At 70.3% G+C, this 14,232-nt stretch carries 16 protein-coding genes and 2 pseudogenes; 4 read left to right on the plus strand and 14 right to left on the minus strand.

The genetic code is table 11. The features are described from left to right. Positions 1 to 124, plus strand: a pseudogene (locus IG90_RS46385) (IS630 family transposase); the annotation flags it as partial. 61 nt (positions 125 to 185) lie between these two features. On the opposite strand, the gene IG90_RS0133950 reads toward IG90_RS46385, so the two are convergent. Continuing rightward, entirely contained in the window at positions 186 to 899 is a 714-nt protein-coding gene (locus IG90_RS0133950; RefSeq protein ID WP_030593573.1) for an antibiotic biosynthesis monooxygenase, read from the minus strand. A 165-nt stretch (positions 900 to 1,064) separates the two neighbouring features. On the opposite strand from IG90_RS0133950, the gene IG90_RS0133955 reads away from it, so the two are divergent. Then, complete coding sequence (locus IG90_RS0133955; protein ID WP_030593576.1) at positions 1,065 to 1,838, plus strand: phosphodiesterase; 774 nt, start codon at positions 1,065 to 1,067, stop codon at positions 1,836 to 1,838. A 27-nt stretch (positions 1,839 to 1,865) separates the two neighbouring features. Here the strand turns inward: IG90_RS0133955 and IG90_RS0133960 are convergent, their stop codons facing one another. Next, the gene (locus IG90_RS0133960; RefSeq protein WP_233436165.1) at positions 1,866 to 2,513 is read right to left on the minus strand and encodes a DUF4232 domain-containing protein; all 648 of its coding nucleotides are present in this window, start codon (positions 2,511 to 2,513) and stop codon (positions 1,866 to 1,868) included. 147 nt (positions 2,514 to 2,660) lie between these two features. On the opposite strand from IG90_RS0133960, the gene dapA reads away from it, so the two are divergent. Then, a complete protein-coding gene (dapA, locus tag IG90_RS0133965) occupies positions 2,661 to 3,542 on the plus strand; it encodes a 4-hydroxy-tetrahydrodipicolinate synthase (protein WP_030593580.1) in 882 nt (293 codons plus the stop codon). A 300-nt stretch (positions 3,543 to 3,842) separates the two neighbouring features. Here the strand turns inward: dapA and dapD are convergent. The 3 genes and pseudogenes from dapD to IG90_RS0133980 all read right to left on the minus strand — a co-directional run. Continuing rightward, a pseudogene (dapD, locus tag IG90_RS0133970) lies at positions 3,843 to 4,718 on the minus strand (2,3,4,5-tetrahydropyridine-2,6-dicarboxylate N-succinyltransferase); the annotation flags it as partial. Between the two features lie 190 nt (positions 4,719 to 4,908). Beyond that, positions 4,909 to 5,406, minus strand: a complete 498-nt coding sequence (locus tag IG90_RS0133975; protein WP_245170743.1) for a TetR/AcrR family transcriptional regulator — start codon at positions 5,404 to 5,406, stop codon at positions 4,909 to 4,911. Beyond that, complete coding sequence (locus IG90_RS0133980) at positions 5,406 to 5,732, minus strand: DMT family transporter (protein WP_030593583.1); 327 nt, start codon at positions 5,730 to 5,732, stop codon at positions 5,406 to 5,408. The genes IG90_RS0133975 and IG90_RS0133980 overlap by 1 nt, the downstream gene beginning before the upstream one ends. Positions 5,733 to 6,020: 288 nt before the next feature. Here IG90_RS0133980 and IG90_RS0133985 point away from each other — a divergent pair, with 288 nt between their 5' ends. Next, positions 6,021 to 7,007 carry a DUF7847 domain-containing protein gene (locus IG90_RS0133985; protein ID WP_030593586.1) on the plus strand — a complete coding sequence of 329 codons (987 nt, stop codon included), beginning with the start codon at positions 6,021 to 6,023 and terminating at the stop codon, positions 7,005 to 7,007. Positions 7,008 to 7,032: 25 nt separating this feature from the next. Here IG90_RS0133985 and IG90_RS0133990 read toward each other — a convergent pair whose 3' ends face one another. From IG90_RS0133990 to IG90_RS0134030, 9 genes are all read right to left on the minus strand, one after another. After that, complete coding sequence (locus IG90_RS0133990) at positions 7,033 to 7,398, minus strand: VOC family protein (protein WP_030593588.1); 366 nt, start codon at positions 7,396 to 7,398, stop codon at positions 7,033 to 7,035. A gap of 73 nt (positions 7,399 to 7,471) precedes the next feature. Further along, positions 7,472 to 7,810 carry a metal-sulfur cluster assembly factor gene (locus IG90_RS0133995; protein WP_007448467.1) on the minus strand — a complete coding sequence of 113 codons (339 nt, stop codon included), beginning with the start codon at positions 7,808 to 7,810 and terminating at the stop codon, positions 7,472 to 7,474. Beyond that, positions 7,807 to 8,262 carry a Fe-S cluster assembly sulfur transfer protein SufU gene (sufU, locus tag IG90_RS0134000; protein ID WP_164493966.1) on the minus strand — a complete coding sequence of 152 codons (456 nt, stop codon included), beginning with the start codon at positions 8,260 to 8,262 and terminating at the stop codon, positions 7,807 to 7,809. The genes IG90_RS0133995 and sufU overlap by 4 nt, the downstream gene beginning before the upstream one ends. Before the next feature lie 10 nt (positions 8,263 to 8,272). Further along, positions 8,273 to 9,541 carry a cysteine desulfurase gene (locus tag IG90_RS0134005; RefSeq protein ID WP_030593592.1) on the minus strand — a complete coding sequence of 423 codons (1,269 nt, stop codon included), beginning with the start codon at positions 9,539 to 9,541 and terminating at the stop codon, positions 8,273 to 8,275. Next, positions 9,538 to 10,329 carry a Fe-S cluster assembly ATPase SufC gene (gene sufC, locus IG90_RS0134010; RefSeq protein WP_030593594.1) on the minus strand — a complete coding sequence of 264 codons (792 nt, stop codon included), beginning with the start codon at positions 10,327 to 10,329 and terminating at the stop codon, positions 9,538 to 9,540. Before sufC ends, IG90_RS0134005 begins: the two co-directional genes overlap by 4 nt. Before the next feature lie 7 nt (positions 10,330 to 10,336). After that, the gene (locus IG90_RS0134015) at positions 10,337 to 10,654 is read right to left on the minus strand and encodes a bifunctional 3-phenylpropionate/cinnamic acid dioxygenase ferredoxin subunit (protein ID WP_014045252.1); all 318 of its coding nucleotides are present in this window, start codon (positions 10,652 to 10,654) and stop codon (positions 10,337 to 10,339) included. Beyond that, on the minus strand, positions 10,654 to 11,835 hold the full coding sequence (gene sufD, locus IG90_RS0134020) for a Fe-S cluster assembly protein SufD (protein WP_030593597.1): 1,182 nt from the start codon (positions 11,833 to 11,835) through the stop codon (positions 10,654 to 10,656). Before sufD ends, IG90_RS0134015 begins: the two co-directional genes overlap by 1 nt. A 99-nt stretch (positions 11,836 to 11,934) precedes the next feature. Then, positions 11,935 to 13,356, minus strand: coding sequence for a Fe-S cluster assembly protein SufB (gene sufB, locus IG90_RS0134025; protein WP_030593600.1), 1,422 nt, complete (start codon positions 13,354 to 13,356; stop codon positions 11,935 to 11,937). Then, positions 13,353 to 14,096 carry a helix-turn-helix transcriptional regulator gene (locus IG90_RS0134030; protein ID WP_030593603.1) on the minus strand — a complete coding sequence of 248 codons (744 nt, stop codon included), beginning with the start codon at positions 14,094 to 14,096 and terminating at the stop codon, positions 13,353 to 13,355. Before IG90_RS0134030 ends, sufB begins: the two co-directional genes overlap by 4 nt. Positions 14,097 to 14,232: the final 136 nt, after the last annotated feature.

Here is a 14,232-nt window from a genome sequence, read left to right on the forward strand (position 1 = left end):
CATCCGCAACTGGATCGCAGCCTGGAACACCGATCCGAAGCCCTACGTCTGGACCAAGACCGCCGACGAGATCCTCGAACGCCTCGCCTCATATCTGAACAGAATTCCTGACTCAGAAGACTAGGGCGTGTTTCGAAAGTCCCGCCTGCTCGGCCGGGCGGACGGCGCTCCTTTCGAAACACGCCCTACACGCCCGCGCCCGGTTCCATGCTGAGGGCGGGGGTGTAGCGGTTCACGCCACCTCCGGTCATGCCCGGGTACTTCTGGACGCGTTCCCAGAGCGGGGACGGGGATCCGACGCCCTCTCCGGGGGCGGCGAGGGCCGCGATGTGGTGTTCCGCGCTCTCCCACTCGGCGTAGTTGAGGACCCGGGTGCCGTCGGTGCTGATGTGGAAGTGCGCGGCGATGCCGCCCTCGGGCATGTCGACGTCGTCGCCGAGCGCCTCGAACACGGCGTCCACCCAGTCGCGTTGCCGGGCCGGATCGGGCCCGTCGAACTCGGCGTCGACGATGACGACGCAGCCGGGCCGGCGGGTGTCGCCCTCGGCCCGGAGTCCGGAGCGGTACAGCTCGTACGTGTGCAGTGCGATGCGTTCGATGCCGGGGACGGCGGCGTCGATCTCGGCGTTGCGGTCGTCGCGGTGCTCCCGTACGAAGTCCTGGTAGGCCTGTTCGCCGGTCCATTGGGAGTAGTGCAGCAGGGTCGCGCCGTCCTCCCCCGCGTGGACGCTGTAGGAGAGCAGCCCGGGGTGCGGCCATTCCCGGCTCTCCCAGGCCTTCCGGACGGCGTCGACGGCCTCTTGCTGCCGCTGCGGTGTACCGACGTCCCAGGTGCTGGCCTTGGCGATCGCGGCATCGCTGCGGGCCGGGTCGGGGCGGTCGGTGAAGTGCGTGGTCATGGCGGTGTTTCCCCTCTCACGCGCGCCGGTCGGTGCGTCGTGGTCACCACCGTGGCACCTCAAGTCCGGTCGAGGTCAAGGCCGTTCCGGCCGGCGCGCCCGCCGTCCCGTTCGCCCACGGCGTGGCGCGGGTGCGGCCGGAGGGAGCGGGGAAGGGTGAGGGACATGACTCCCTCCGTGGCGCACCCCAGCGACCCGCACCTCACCACCGGGCCCGGAGCGGCGGCCCCCGCGGCGGGGTTGCGGGCCGCCCTGCGCCGGGTGCTCGCCCTGGACCCGCTCCCGGACTGTGCCGTGATCACCGGCGATCTCACCGAGCGCGGGAGGCCCGACGAGTACGCGGCCCTGCGCGAGGTGGTCGGCGCGTTCCCGCTGCCGCTGCACCTGGTGGCGGGGAATCACGACGTGCCGGAGGCGCTCGTGGGTGTGTTCGGCGAGACGCGTTTCCTGGGCGGGGGGATGCTGACGTCGTACGTGGTGGAGCACCCGGGTCTCACGGTGGCGGTCCTGGACTCGCGGGTCGCCGGTGCGCCCGGCGGGCGGCTCGGTCCCGGTCAGTTGTCCCGGCTGGACCGGGCCCTCGCCCGGAGCCCCGGTGTACCGGCCCTCGTCTGCCTGCACCATCCTCCGGTGCATGTCGGCATTCCGTTCCTGGACGCCATGGGTCTGGCGGACGGGCCCGCGCTCGCAGAGGTGGTCGCCGCGCATCCCCGGGTCGCCCGGGTGCTGGCGGGCCATGTGCACCGCCCGGTCACGGCGTCGTTCGCGGGCAGCACGGTGGCCGTCGCGCCGAGCACGTACCGGCAGAGCGGGCTGGTGCTGCGGGAGGGCGTGCCCGGCTGTCCCGACGAGCCCGCCTCGTTTCTGCTGCACCTGATGCCGGAGGGGCCGCCCGGCACTGCCTGGGTCACCCACACGGTGCCGGTGGGCGGCGGGTGAAGGACCGGGCCGGCCCCGCCTGGGCGGTCACTCGGGCGGCTCCGCCCGCCAGGCCGTGGTGTTGAGTTCGTCCATCAGCCGGATGTCGTGGCCCTCCAGCGGGAAGACCCGCGCCGGGAGGCCGGGGGCGGCGGAGACCGCCAGGGCGTCGCCTTCGACGAGGTCGCCGCCCTCAGGGGTGGAGACCCAGGCGAGGATCGACTTCACGGTGAGGCCGGGGTCCAGCAGGAGCTTCTTCGGGCCCGGGTCGTTGCCGAAGTACGAGCCGTCCTCGTTGACCTTGACGGGGAGGGGGCGGCCGTCCTCGCCGAGGGCCCGGAGCCAGGGGTAGCCGTCGACGGCGTAGGGCTTGCGGCCGCAGTTGGTGAGGGTGAGCACGACGGCCCGGTGCATCATTCCGGTCTCCACCGGCCCCATGTCCACCACGACCCCGGAGGCGGGGCACTTCCCGGGCGGGGCGGAGGCCGGGGTGCGGGTCTGCGCGGGGGCACCCTGAGCCGGAGCGTCCCGCGCGGAAGCCTCCGCCCGGGGCGCGGAGGCGGACGGGGCTGGGTCCCGTTCGCCCTCGCCGGCCGGGACGAGGAAGCCGGAGCAGCCGGTCAGCGCCATCAGCATGGCCGTCGGCAGGACGACGGAGGCCTGTCTCCGCACCCGTATCCGTACCCGTACACCCATGTCCCCCACCCCTCGCCGCATCCTGCCGTCCGTGCGTTCGATCATGTCAGAATCCGCCGCCCCCTCCGGACCCTTCAGCATCCCTTGCCGGTTGCCCCAAGAAGATCTAAGTGGACCTACACGGTTCCGGGAGCCGACACTTCGGGCATGACCGCCACCGCACCGCGCCCCTTCGGCCGCACGCTCTGCGCCATGATCACGCCCTTCACCGCCACCGGGGCCCTGGACCCGGACGCCGCCCGTGCGCACGCCGCCCGCCTGGTGGCGGAGGGCTGCGACGGGATCGTCCTCAGCGGCACCACGGGCGAGTCCCCCACCACGACGGACGCCGAGAAGTCCGCTCTGCTGCGGGCCGTCCGGGCGGAGGTCGGCGACGGGGTGCCGCTGCTCTCCGGCGTCGGGGGCCCGGACACCGCGCACACCCTGCGTCTGGCGCGGGAGGCCGAGGAGGCGGGCGCGGACGGGCTGCTGGTGGTGAGCCCGTACTACAGCCGCCCCCCGCAGGCCGCCGTCGAGGCGTACTTCCTGCGGGTCGCGGACTCCACCGGCCTGCCGCTGATGCTGTACGACATCCCCGGCCGCACCGGCACCCGGATCGAGCCGGAGACCCTGCTGCGGCTGGCGGAGCACCCGCGGGTGGTGGCGGTGAAGGACTGTTCCTACGACCTGCTCGGCGCGACGAAGGTGATGGCCCGTACCTCGCTGGCGTACTACTCGGGCTGCGAGGAGCTGAACCTGCCGCTGTACGCGGTGGGCGGCGCGGGCTATGTCAGTACGGTCGCGAACGTGGCGCCGCGCCGGATGCGGGCGCCGCTGGACGCGTTCGACGCGGGCCGTACCGACGAGGCGGCCCGGCTCAACGGGCTCACGGTGCGCCTCACCGAACTGATGATGGCGAGCGGCCTCCCCGGAACCGTCACCGCGAAGGCGCTCCTGGACGCGGGACCGGTCCGGGAACCGCTGCAGCCCGCCGGGAGCGGGGCGGCCGACGGGCTGCGTGCGGCGTACGAGGAGCTCCTCGCGGCCTGAGGCCTTGCCGTACGACCAGTGCCGTGACGGGCGACGTTCGCCCCGTCACGACGCCCGGTGGCACGCACGCTCACCGCACCGCACGAAACCCGAGTACGTCCAGTACGAGGGCTTCCGGCCGGCACACCGGGAGCACGCACCGGACGCCACTCCTCGACGGGCGAACGTTTCCTGCCACGGCACTCGGGCGTGTTTCGAAGGAGCGCCGTCCGCCCGGAGGGCGGGCTCGGCGGCGTCTGGTGCGTGCGATCGCAAGGCGGAGGGTCGCCCCGATACCGGATGTGTCGGGGTGATCCCGACGGCCTTGACGACCTGGCCGTCCGGCAGCGTGACCCGCGTGCCGGCGGTGACGTACAGACCGGCCTCGACGACGCACTCGTCGCCGAGCGCGATCCCGACGCCCGCCTCCGCGCCGATCAGGCAGCGCTCGCCGATGACGATGCGGACGTTGCCGCCGCCGGAGAGGGTGCCCATGGTGGAGGCGCCGCCGCCGATGTCGGAGCCGTCGCCGACGACGACGCCCGCGGAGATCCGGCCCTCGACCATGGAGGTGCCGAGCGTGCCCGCGTTGAAGTTGACGAAGCCCTCGTGCATGACGGTGGTCCCGGCGGCGAGGTGGGCGCCGAGCCGGACCCGGTCGGCGTCGGCGATGCGTACGCCCTTGGGGGCGACGTAGTCCGTCATCCGCGGGAACTTGTCGACCGAGGTGACCTGGAGGTGCAGGCCCTCGGCGCGGGCGTTGAGCCGCACCCGCTCCAGGTCGTCGACGGCGACCGGGCCGAGCGAGGTCCAGGCGACGTTGGCGAGCAGCCCGAAGAGCCCGTCGAGGTTCTGGCCGTGCGGCTGGACGAGCCGGTGCGAGAGCAGGTGCAGGCGCAGGTAGGCGTCGTGCGCGTCGAGCGGCTTGTCGTCGAGCGAGGAGATGACCGTGGACACAGCGACGATCTCGACGCCGCGCCGGGCGTCCACGCCGATGGCCTTGGCGGCGCCTTCACCGAGCCGGTTGACGGCCTCGACCGGGCCGAGGCGCGTCGTACCGGACGGGCCGGGGTCCGAGGTCAGCTCGGGGGCGGGGAACCAGGTGTCGAGGACGGTGCCGTCACCGGCGACGGTGGCGAGGCCGGCGGCGACGGCGCCGGTGGTGCGGGCAGAACCCTGGGAAGTCGTGTCGGTCATGAACAGCAACCTAACCGGCCGGGGCCCGCTCGGGCGAACCGGTCTCGGCATGGGCCCCTTTCCCGTGAGCAGGCTCAAGCGGCTGACGCTGGTGGTGGACCGACTGAGAGCCTGTCGGGTGACCTCTGACCGGGCGGCCACGCCCTGGCACGCACGCTTCCGGTGTTGCCGAAATGCCCTGGCAGCTCCGCTACGAGGACCTCTCGGCGCCTTGGAACCGCACGCACCGGACCGCGTCCGCTTTCCGGTCGAAGGCCACCCGAGCCTCCTCGGTCCACTCGGCGGCGACGGGGCGCAGCGCGGGGCGGCGCAGGGCCGCGAGGTACAGCTCGTACTCCAGCTCGATCGCCCCGCGCTCGCCCGCGAACCACCGGTCCAGCAGCCGGGTCAGCTCCTCCGCGAGGCCGGCGGATGCGGCGGATCCGTCCGGTCCGGCGGATATGGGCCCCGGCGCGGCCAGGACCTCGCTGCCGCGCAGGGCCTGGACGAAGTTCTCGTTGCACCGGCGCAGGGCTGCGACCAGGAGTTCGTCGAGGGAGCCGAAGTGGTACGTGGTCGAGCCGAGCGGCACGTCGGCCTCGGCGGCCACGGTGCGATGGCTGAGCCCGGCCAGTCCGTCGGCCGCGATCACGCGCAGCGCCGCGTCGACGATCCTCGTCCGCCGCCCGGGGTCGTACCGCCGGGCCATCAGTGGGCCCCTCCCAGGTTGAGGACGACGACCCCGGCCACGATCAGGGCGATGCCCGCGATCTTGACGAAGCCGCTGGACTCCCCCAGGAACAGGATCCCGATGAGCGCGACGGCCGCGGTGCCGACGCCGGCCCAGATGGCGTACGCGGTGCCGACGGAGAGCGTCTTGAGGGTCTGGGCGAGCAGGGTGAAGGCGATGAGGTAGCCCACCGCGGTGCCGAGCGAGGGCCAGAGCCGGGTGAAGCCCTCGCTGTACTTCATGGCCGTCGTCCCGGCCACCTCCGCCGCGATGGCGGCGGCCAGCAGTCCGTATGCGTATCCCATGTGTACGACTGTACCCAACGTTGCGTACGGCCGTACATATCATCGGCCCGCTCCGGGGACGTTACGGTGTGCCGACCGACCACACGGCCCGCCGGTACGGGCCGACGACGCAACGGAGACGCAGTGGCGCAGGACGCAGGGTGGGGCGGCGGCCCGTACGGGGGCGCACCTCACGGTGGGGGGCCCTTCCACGGGGGCGCGCAGCGACCGGACGGCGGCTGGAACGGCGGGTGGGCCGCACCGCCCAAGCCCGGGGTGATACCCCTGGCGCCGCTGAGGATCTCGGACATGCTCAGCGGGGCCTTCTCGACGCTCGGGCGGTACTGGAAGCCGCTGATCGGCATGGCGCTGACGCTGTTCGGCGCGGCGACGCTCGTGATGATCGTCGCGCTGGTGGTCGCCGGCTCCGCCGTCGCGGGCCAGTGGGACGAGCTGACGTCCGACTCCTCGGGGTCCCCGGACGCGGCGGATCTGGTCCCGCTGGGCGTCGCGTTCGGCGTGCTGATGGTCATCGGCCTCATCGTCTACCTGCTGGCGTCGGCCGTGGTGCAGGCGGCGGTCCCCGTGGTCCTCCAGGAGGCCGTCCTGGGCCGCCCGATCCGCTTCGGCGCCGTCTGGAGCCGTGCCTGGTCGCGGGTCGGGTCCATCGTCGGCACGGTGTTCCTGACGGGGCTGATCGCGGTCATCCCGATGGCGCTCTTCACGACCGCCATCGCGGGGCTGACGATCTACACCGTCTCGCTGGGCGACGAGGACGGCTTCGTACCGCTGATCGTGGCCGGCCTCATCGGCACCCTGCTCGTCGCCCCCGTGGCGGTCTGGCTCTGGGTGCGGTTCTCCCTGGCCCCGACGGTCGTGGTCTTCGAGAACCAGCGCCCGGTCGCGGCCCTGCGCCGCTCGGCCCAACTGGTGCGCGACAGCTGGTGGCGGGTCTTCGGCGTCGGGCTGCTCGCCTACGCGCTGGCGTCCATGATCGGCTACATGATCCAGATGCCGTTCCAGATGATCGGCATGCTTCCCGGGCTGTTCGACCCCGCGGACGTCGACGCCGACCCGAGCGGCGGGGAGCTCATCGCGGTGCTCGGCGGCCTGATGCTGCTGTCGTTCATCAGCCAGATGGTCGCCCAGCTGTTCACGGCGGTCTTCCCGCCTCTGGTGGTCGGCCTGCTGTACGTCGACCGCCGGATGCGCACGGAGAACCTGGGCCCGGTCCTGGCCGAGGCGGCGGCGCAGACCCTGCCCGAGCAGTACGGCCCGCCGCCCGCCCGCGTCTGAGCGCGCGGTGGCCGGGCAGCCGGTCTCAGTCGGTCAGGGTCCGCTTGGGGCGCAGCACACAGAACTCGTTGCCCTCCGGATCGGCCATCACCACGAAGGTGGCGTCCGGCCCCTGCCCGACGTCCACCCGCCGGGCGCCGAGCGCGAGAATCCGCTCGACCTCGGCGTCCCGGTCGTCGGGGGTCAGGTCGATGTGCAGCCGGTTCTTGACGCTCTTCCCCTCCGGCACGGCGAGGAAGCACATGCCCGGAAGCGCGGTCTCGTGGGCGCCGATGACGATCTCCTCCTCGTCCTCGAAGAGCACCTGCCAGTCCAGCACCGCGCTCCAGAAGCGGGCGACCAGCGGCAGGTCGTGAGCGTCGACGGCGATGTGGTACATGGATACGGCCATGCCCGCCAGTGTGCCTGGCGGGCATGGCCTCTCTCCACTCCGGGGGACGTGTCAGAACCGACCGGAGGACGTGTCAGACGTTGAAGCCGAGCGCGCGGAGCTGCTCGCGTCCGTCGTCCGTGATCTTGTCCGGGCCCCACGGCGGCATCCAGACCCAGTTGATCCGGAGCTCGTTGACGATGCCGTCGGTGGCGGACTTCGCCTGGTCCTCGATGACGTCGGTCAGCGGGCAGGCCGCGGACGTCAGGGTCATGTCGAGGGTGGCGATGTTGGCGTCGTCGACGTGGATGCCGTAGATCAGGCCCAGGTTGACGACGTCGATGCCCAGCTCGGGGTCGACGACGTCGTACAGCGCCTCGCGGACCTCCTCCTCGGAGGCCGGCTTCATGGTCACGGTCTCGTTGTCGCTCATGCGGTCTTCCCTTCGGACAGCGCCTTGGCCGTCGCGTCCTTCCACGCCATCCAGCTCAGCAGCGCGCACTTGACCCGGGCGGGGTACTTGGAGACGCCGGCGAACGCGACGGCGTCCTCCAGCACCTCCTCCATCGCGTCGTCCGGCTCCAGCTGGCCCTTGGACTGCATCAGCTCCAGGAAGGTTTCCTGGATCTTCTGCGCCTGGGAGAGCTCCTTGCCGACGAGCAGCTCGTTCAGCACGGAGGCGCTGGCCTGGCTGATGGAGCAGCCCTGGCCCTCGTAGCTCACGTCGGCGATGGTCTCGCCGTCGTACTTCACCCGGAGCGTGATCTCGTCACCACACGTCGGATTGACGTGGTGCACCTCCGCGTCGCCGTCCCGCAGGCCGCGCCCGTGGGGGTGCTTGTAGTGGTCCAGGATCACTTCCTGGTACATGGATTCCAGCTTCACCAGTCAGCCCTCAGCCGAAGAAGTTCCGGACGTGCTCCAGACCGTCCACCAGGGCGTCGACCTCGGCGGGCGTGGAGTACAGATAGAACGACGCTCGCGTCGTCGCGGGAATTCCGTACCGCAGGCAGACCGGCCGCGCGCAGTGGTGGCCGACCCTGACGGCGATGCCCAGCTCGTCGAGGACCTGGCCCACGTCGTGCGGGTGGATGTCGCCGAGCGTGAAGGAGATCGCCGCCCCGCGGTCCTCGGCCGTCGCCGGACCGATGATCCGCAGGTCGGGGACGGCCAGGAGGCGCTTCACCGCGTACTCGGTGATCGCCTTCTCGTGCTGGTGGATCTTCTCCATGCCGATCGCCGAGAGGTAGTCCACGGCCGCGCCGAGGCCGACGGCCTGGGCGATCGGGGGCGTACCGGCCTCGAACTTGTGCGGCGCCGGAGCATACGTCGACGAGTGCATCGACACGGTCTCGATCATCTCGCCGCCGCCGAGGAACGGAGGCAGGTCCTCCAGGAGTTCCTGCCGTCCCCACAGCACGCCGATGCCCGTCGGGCCGACCATCTTGTGGCCGGTGAAGGCCACGAAGTCGGCCTGGAGCGCCTGCACGTCGAGCACCATGTGCGGGGCCGCCTGCGAGGCGTCGATGCAGACCAGCGCGCCGACCTGCTGGGCGCGGCGGATGATCTGCTCGACCGGGTTGACGGTGCCCAGGATGTTGGAGACCAGCGTGAAGGAGACGATCTTCGTCTTCTCGGTGATGATCTCGTCGATGTTCGACAGGTCGAGCCGGCCGTCGTCGGTGATGCCGAACCACTTCAGCTTCGCGCCGGTGCGCTGCGAGAGCAGCTGCCACGGCACGATGTTGGAGTGGTGCTCCATCTCCGTGGTGACGATCTCCGTGTCGCTGTCCACCCGATAGGGCTCGTCCGCCCAGCCGAGCATGTTCGCCACGAGGTTGAGCGACTCCGAGGCGTTCTTGGTGAAGATCACCTCGTCGCGGCTGGGTGCGTTGATGAAGGCGGCGACCTTGTCGCGGGCGCCCTCGTACAGCGCGGTGGCCTCCTCGGCGATCGTGTAGACGCCGCGGTGCACGTTCGCGTTGTGCCGCTCGTAGTACTCGTTGAGCGCGTCGAGGACCTGACGCGGCTTCTGCGAGGTCGCCGCGGAGTCCAGGTAAACGATCTTCTTTCCGTCGTGGACCGTGCGGTCCAGGATCGGGAAGTCCTTGCGGATCGCCTCGGTGTCGAGGAGGCCGGTGAGCCCCTGTCGGGCGTCAGTCACGCGGCTGCACCTCCTGAGTTCCCTCCGCTCACGGGGCCACCCTTCGTGTAGGCCTCGTAGCCCTCGTTCTCCAGCTGGTCGGCCAGCTCGGCACCGCCGGAGGCGGCGATGCGGCCGTTGGCGAAGACGTGCACGAAGTCGGGCTTGATGTACTTCAGGATGCGGGTGTAGTGCGTGATCAGCAGGGTGCCGACCTCGCCGCTCTCGCGGACCCGGTTGACGCCCTCGGAGACGGTCTTGAGCGCGTCGACGTCCAGACCGGAGTCGGTCTCGTCCAGGACGGCGATCTTCGGCTTGAGGAGCTCCAGCTGAAGGATCTCGTGGCGCTTCTTCTCACCGCCGGAGAAGCCCTCGTTGACGTTGCGCTCGGCGAAGGCCGGGTCCATCTGGAGGCCGGCCATCGTCTCCTTGACCTCCTTGACCCACGTACGCAGCTTGGGGGCCTCGCCGCGGATGGCGGTGGCGGAGGTGCGCAGGAAGTTGGAGACCGAGACACCGGGGATCTCGACCGGGTACTGCATGGCGAGGAACAGGCCGGCGCGGGCCCGCTCGTCGACGGACATCTCCAGGACGTCCTCGCCGTCCAGGGTGACCGTGCCACCGGTGACCGTGTACTTGGGGTGACCCGCCAGCGAGTACGCGAGGGTGGACTTGCCGGACCCGTTGGGGCCCATGATGGCGTGGGTCTCACCCTGCTTCACGGTCAGGTCGACGCCCTTGAGGATTTCCTTCGTGGCGTTGTCGGCCTCGACGGTGACGTGCAGATCGCGGATTTCAAGCGTTGCCATGGGTGACTCAGGACTCCTGGGTGACGGAGACGAGCACATCGTCCCCTTCGATCTTTACGGGGTATACGGGGACGGGGCGCGTCGCGGGAAGACCGGACGGCTTGCCGGTGCGGAGGTCGAACGACGAGCCGTGCAGCCAGCACTCGATCGAACAGTCCTCCACCTCGCCCTCCGAGAGGGAGACGTTCGCGTGCGAGCAGATGTCGTTGATCGCGAACACCTCGCCCTCGGTGCGGACGACGGAGACCGGTGTTCCGTCGAGCTCCACCCGTTTCGGGGTGTCGTCCTCCAGCTCACTCAGCGCACAGGCTCTGACGAAGGCCATCAGACGGACGCCTTCAGCTCGGTCTCGATCTTTTCGATGAGACGCGCTTCCAGGTCCGGCAGGCCGATCTGCTGGACCAGTTCGGCGAAGAAGCCGCGCACGACGAGACGGCGGGCCTCCTCGGCCGGGATGCCGCGGGACTGGAGGTAGAAGAGCTGCTCGTCGTCGAAGCGGCCGGTCGCCGAGGCGTGGCCGGCGCCGACGATCTCGCCGGTCTCGATCTCCAGGTTGGGCACGGAGTCGACCCGGGCGCCGTCGGTGAGGACGAGGTTCCGGTTCATCTCGTAGGTGTCGGTGCCCTCGGCCGCGGCCTGGATGAGGACGTCGCCGATCCAGACGGCGTGCGCGCCGTCGCCCTGGAGGGCGCCCTTGTACACCGCGTTGGACTTGCAGTGCGGGGTGTTGTGGTCGACCAGGAGGCGGTGCTCCTGGTGCTGGCCCTTGTCGGTGAAGTACAGGCCGAAGAGCTCCGCCTCGCCGCCGGTGGCCGCGTACGCCACCCGGGGGTGCAGGCGCACGAGGTCGCCGCCGAGGGTGACGACGATCGACTTGAAGGAGGCGTCCCGGCCGATCAGCGCGTTGTGCTGGCCGACGTGGACGGCCGTGTCGTCCCAGTCCTGGACGGAGACGACGGTCAGCTTCGCGCCGTCGCCCAGCACGTAGTCGACGTTGGCGGCGAGCACCGCGTCACCGGTGTGGTCGATGACGACGACGGCCTCGGCGAAGGCACCGAGTTCGATGAGCTGGTGGCCGTAGGCGACGCCGCCCTCGCCGTGCACGGCGATCCGGATCGGCTCGGTGAGCACGGCTTCCTTGGCGACCGTCACGACCGAGGCCTGCTCGAAGGAGCTGTACGCCTGGGCGGCGACCCGGTCCACCGGGGTGCCGGCCTTGCCGAGCCGGGAGTCGTCGCGGCCGACGGTCTCGACCGTGACGCCCTCGGGCGCCTCGATGGCGACCTTCACGCCTCCGCCGTTCGCGACGGCGGTGCCGTCGTGCAGTCCGCGCAGTCGCTCCAGCGGCGTGAAGCGCCACTCCTCCTCGCGGCCGTGCGGGACGGGGAAGTCCGCGACGTCGAAGGACGGGGGTGCGCTCATGCGGGTGGCGACGGTCGACTCGGCGGCCACCGCGATGGAGCCGGCGGTGGTGGAGCCCGCCGGAGTGTTCTGAGCCTCAGCCATGGCTGTCGTAGTGCTCGCTTTCTTAAGTCAAGAACTCGGGGGATTCGGTGGGTCGGGGACGGCCGCGAGGGGCCGTCCCGGCGGTCCTCGGGTGAGGACCTAGCCGACCGAACCCTCCATCTGCAGCTCGATCAGCCGGTTGAGCTCCAGGGCGTACTCCATGGGCAGCTCCTTGGCGATCGGCTCGACGAAGCCGCGCACGATCATCGCCATGGCCTCGAACTCGGTGAGTCCGCGGCTCATGAGGTAGAAGAGCTGGTCCTCGGAGACCTTGGAGACGGTCGCCTCGTGGCCCATCGACACGTCGTCCTCGCGGACGTCGACGTAGGGGTAGGTGTCCGAGCGGGAGATCGTGTCGACGAGCAGAGCGTCGCAGAGGACGTTGGACTTCGCGCCCGGCGCGCCCTCGCCGATCTCGATCAGTCCGCGGTAGGACGTCCGGCCACCGCCTCGCGCCACCGACTTGGAGACGATGTTGGAGGAGGTGTTCGGGGCCATGTGGACCATCTTGGCGCCGGCGTCCTGGTGCTGGCCCTCGCCCGCGAAGGCGATGGACAGGGTCTCGCCCTTGGCGTGCTCGCCCATCAGGTAGACCGCCGGGTACTTCATGGTCACCTTGGAGCCGATGTTGCCGTCGACCCACTCCATGGTCGCGCCCTCGTAGGCCACGGCCCGCTTGGTGACCAGGTTGTAGACGTTGTTCGACCAGTTCTGGATGGTCGTGTAGCGGCAGCGGCCGCCCTTCTTCACGATGATCTCCACCACGGCGCTGTGCAGCGAGTCCGAGGAGTAGATCGGGGCGGTGCAGCCCTCGACGTAGTGGACGTAGGCGTCCTCGTCGACGATGATCAGCGTCCGCTCGAACTGGCCCATGTTCTCCGTGTTGATACGGAAGTAGGCCTGGAGCGGGATGTCCACGTGGACGCCCTTGGGCACGTAGATGAACGAGCCGCCGGACCACACCGCGGAGTTCAGCGAGGCGAACTTGTTGTCACCGACGGGGATGACGGTGCCGAAGTACTCCTTGAAGAGTTCCGGGTGCTCCTTCAGCGCGGTGTCGGTGTCCATGAAGATGACACCCTGCGCCTCCAGCTCCTCGTTGATCTGGTGGTAGACGACCTCGGACTCGTACTGCGCGGCGACGCCGGCGACGAGGCGCTGCTTCTCCGCCTCGGGGATGCCGAGCTTGTCGTACGTGTTCTTGATGTCCTCGGGCAGGTCCTCCCAGGAGGCCGCCTGCTTCTCCGTGGACCGCACGAAGTACTTGATGTTGTCGAAGTCGATGCCCGACAGGTCGGAGCCCCAGTTCGGCATGGGCTTCTTGCCGAAGAGCTTGAGGCCCTTGAGCCGCAGCTTCAGCATCCACTCGGGCTCGTTCTTCTTGTCCGAGATGTCGCGGACGACAGCCTCGGACAGACCGCGCTTCGCCGCCGCGCCTGCCGCGTCGGAGTCGGCCCAGCCGAATTCGTACGTACCCAGACCCTCGAGCTCAGGGTGGGCAGTCTCCGTGGGGAGCGTCATGCGGGGTTCCTCCCGGCCGTGCTTGCAGATGCTGAATGGGTGGTCTGTGGGGGTGCCGCGTGGCCACTGCGTGGCACGTAGGTCGTGCACACACCGTCGCCGTGGGCGAGGGTGGCCAGACGCTGCACATGGGTCCCGAGGAGGCTGGAGAAGAACTCCGTCTCCGCCTCGCACAGCTGTGGGAACTGCTCGGCGACATGCGCCACCGGGCAGTGGTGCTGGCACAGCTGCTCGCCCTGCTGCGGGCCCGGCGCGCTTCGCGCCATAGCAGCGTACCCGTCGGCCGACAGGGCCTTGGCCAAGGCCTCGGTGCGCCCTTCGGGGTCCGCGGCCTCGACCGCGGCGCGGTACGCATCGCCCGTCGCGGCCATCCGGGCGCGGGCGAAGGCGAGGACCGCCTCGTCACCCCCGGACTCGGCGATGAAGCGCAGGGCGTCGGCGGCCAGCTTGTCGTAGGACTGGTCGAAGGCGTCCCTGCCGCAGTCCGTCAGGGCGAACACCTTGGCGGGCCTGCCGCGGGTCCGCGCCCCGTAGACCCGCTGTTCACGGGCTTCGACGACATCGTCGGAGACGAGGGCGTCCAGGTGGCGGCGGACGGCGGCCTGGGTGAGGCCTACACGCTTGGCGAGATCGGCGACGGTGGAGGGGCCGTGGTCCAGGATGGAGCGCGCGACCCGGTTGCGCGTCGAGCGCTCACCGGTCGCGAGTTCCTCCTGAGGAGCCCGTCCGCCGTATTTCACAACACCATTGTTGCGTAATTCATTCGCCCCTGACAACCACGGTCCGGAATGATCTACGGTGCGGTTCGTCACTTAGGGTTACCTAATCTGGCCCCGGGAGACGCCTGCTCCGGGACCCTGCCTAGACTTACGCGCC

Origin of the sequence: Streptomyces anulatus, from assembly GCF_000721175.1 — a bacterium.
Taxonomy (GTDB): Bacteria; Actinomycetota; Actinomycetes; order Streptomycetales; family Streptomycetaceae; genus Streptomyces; species Streptomyces anulatus_C.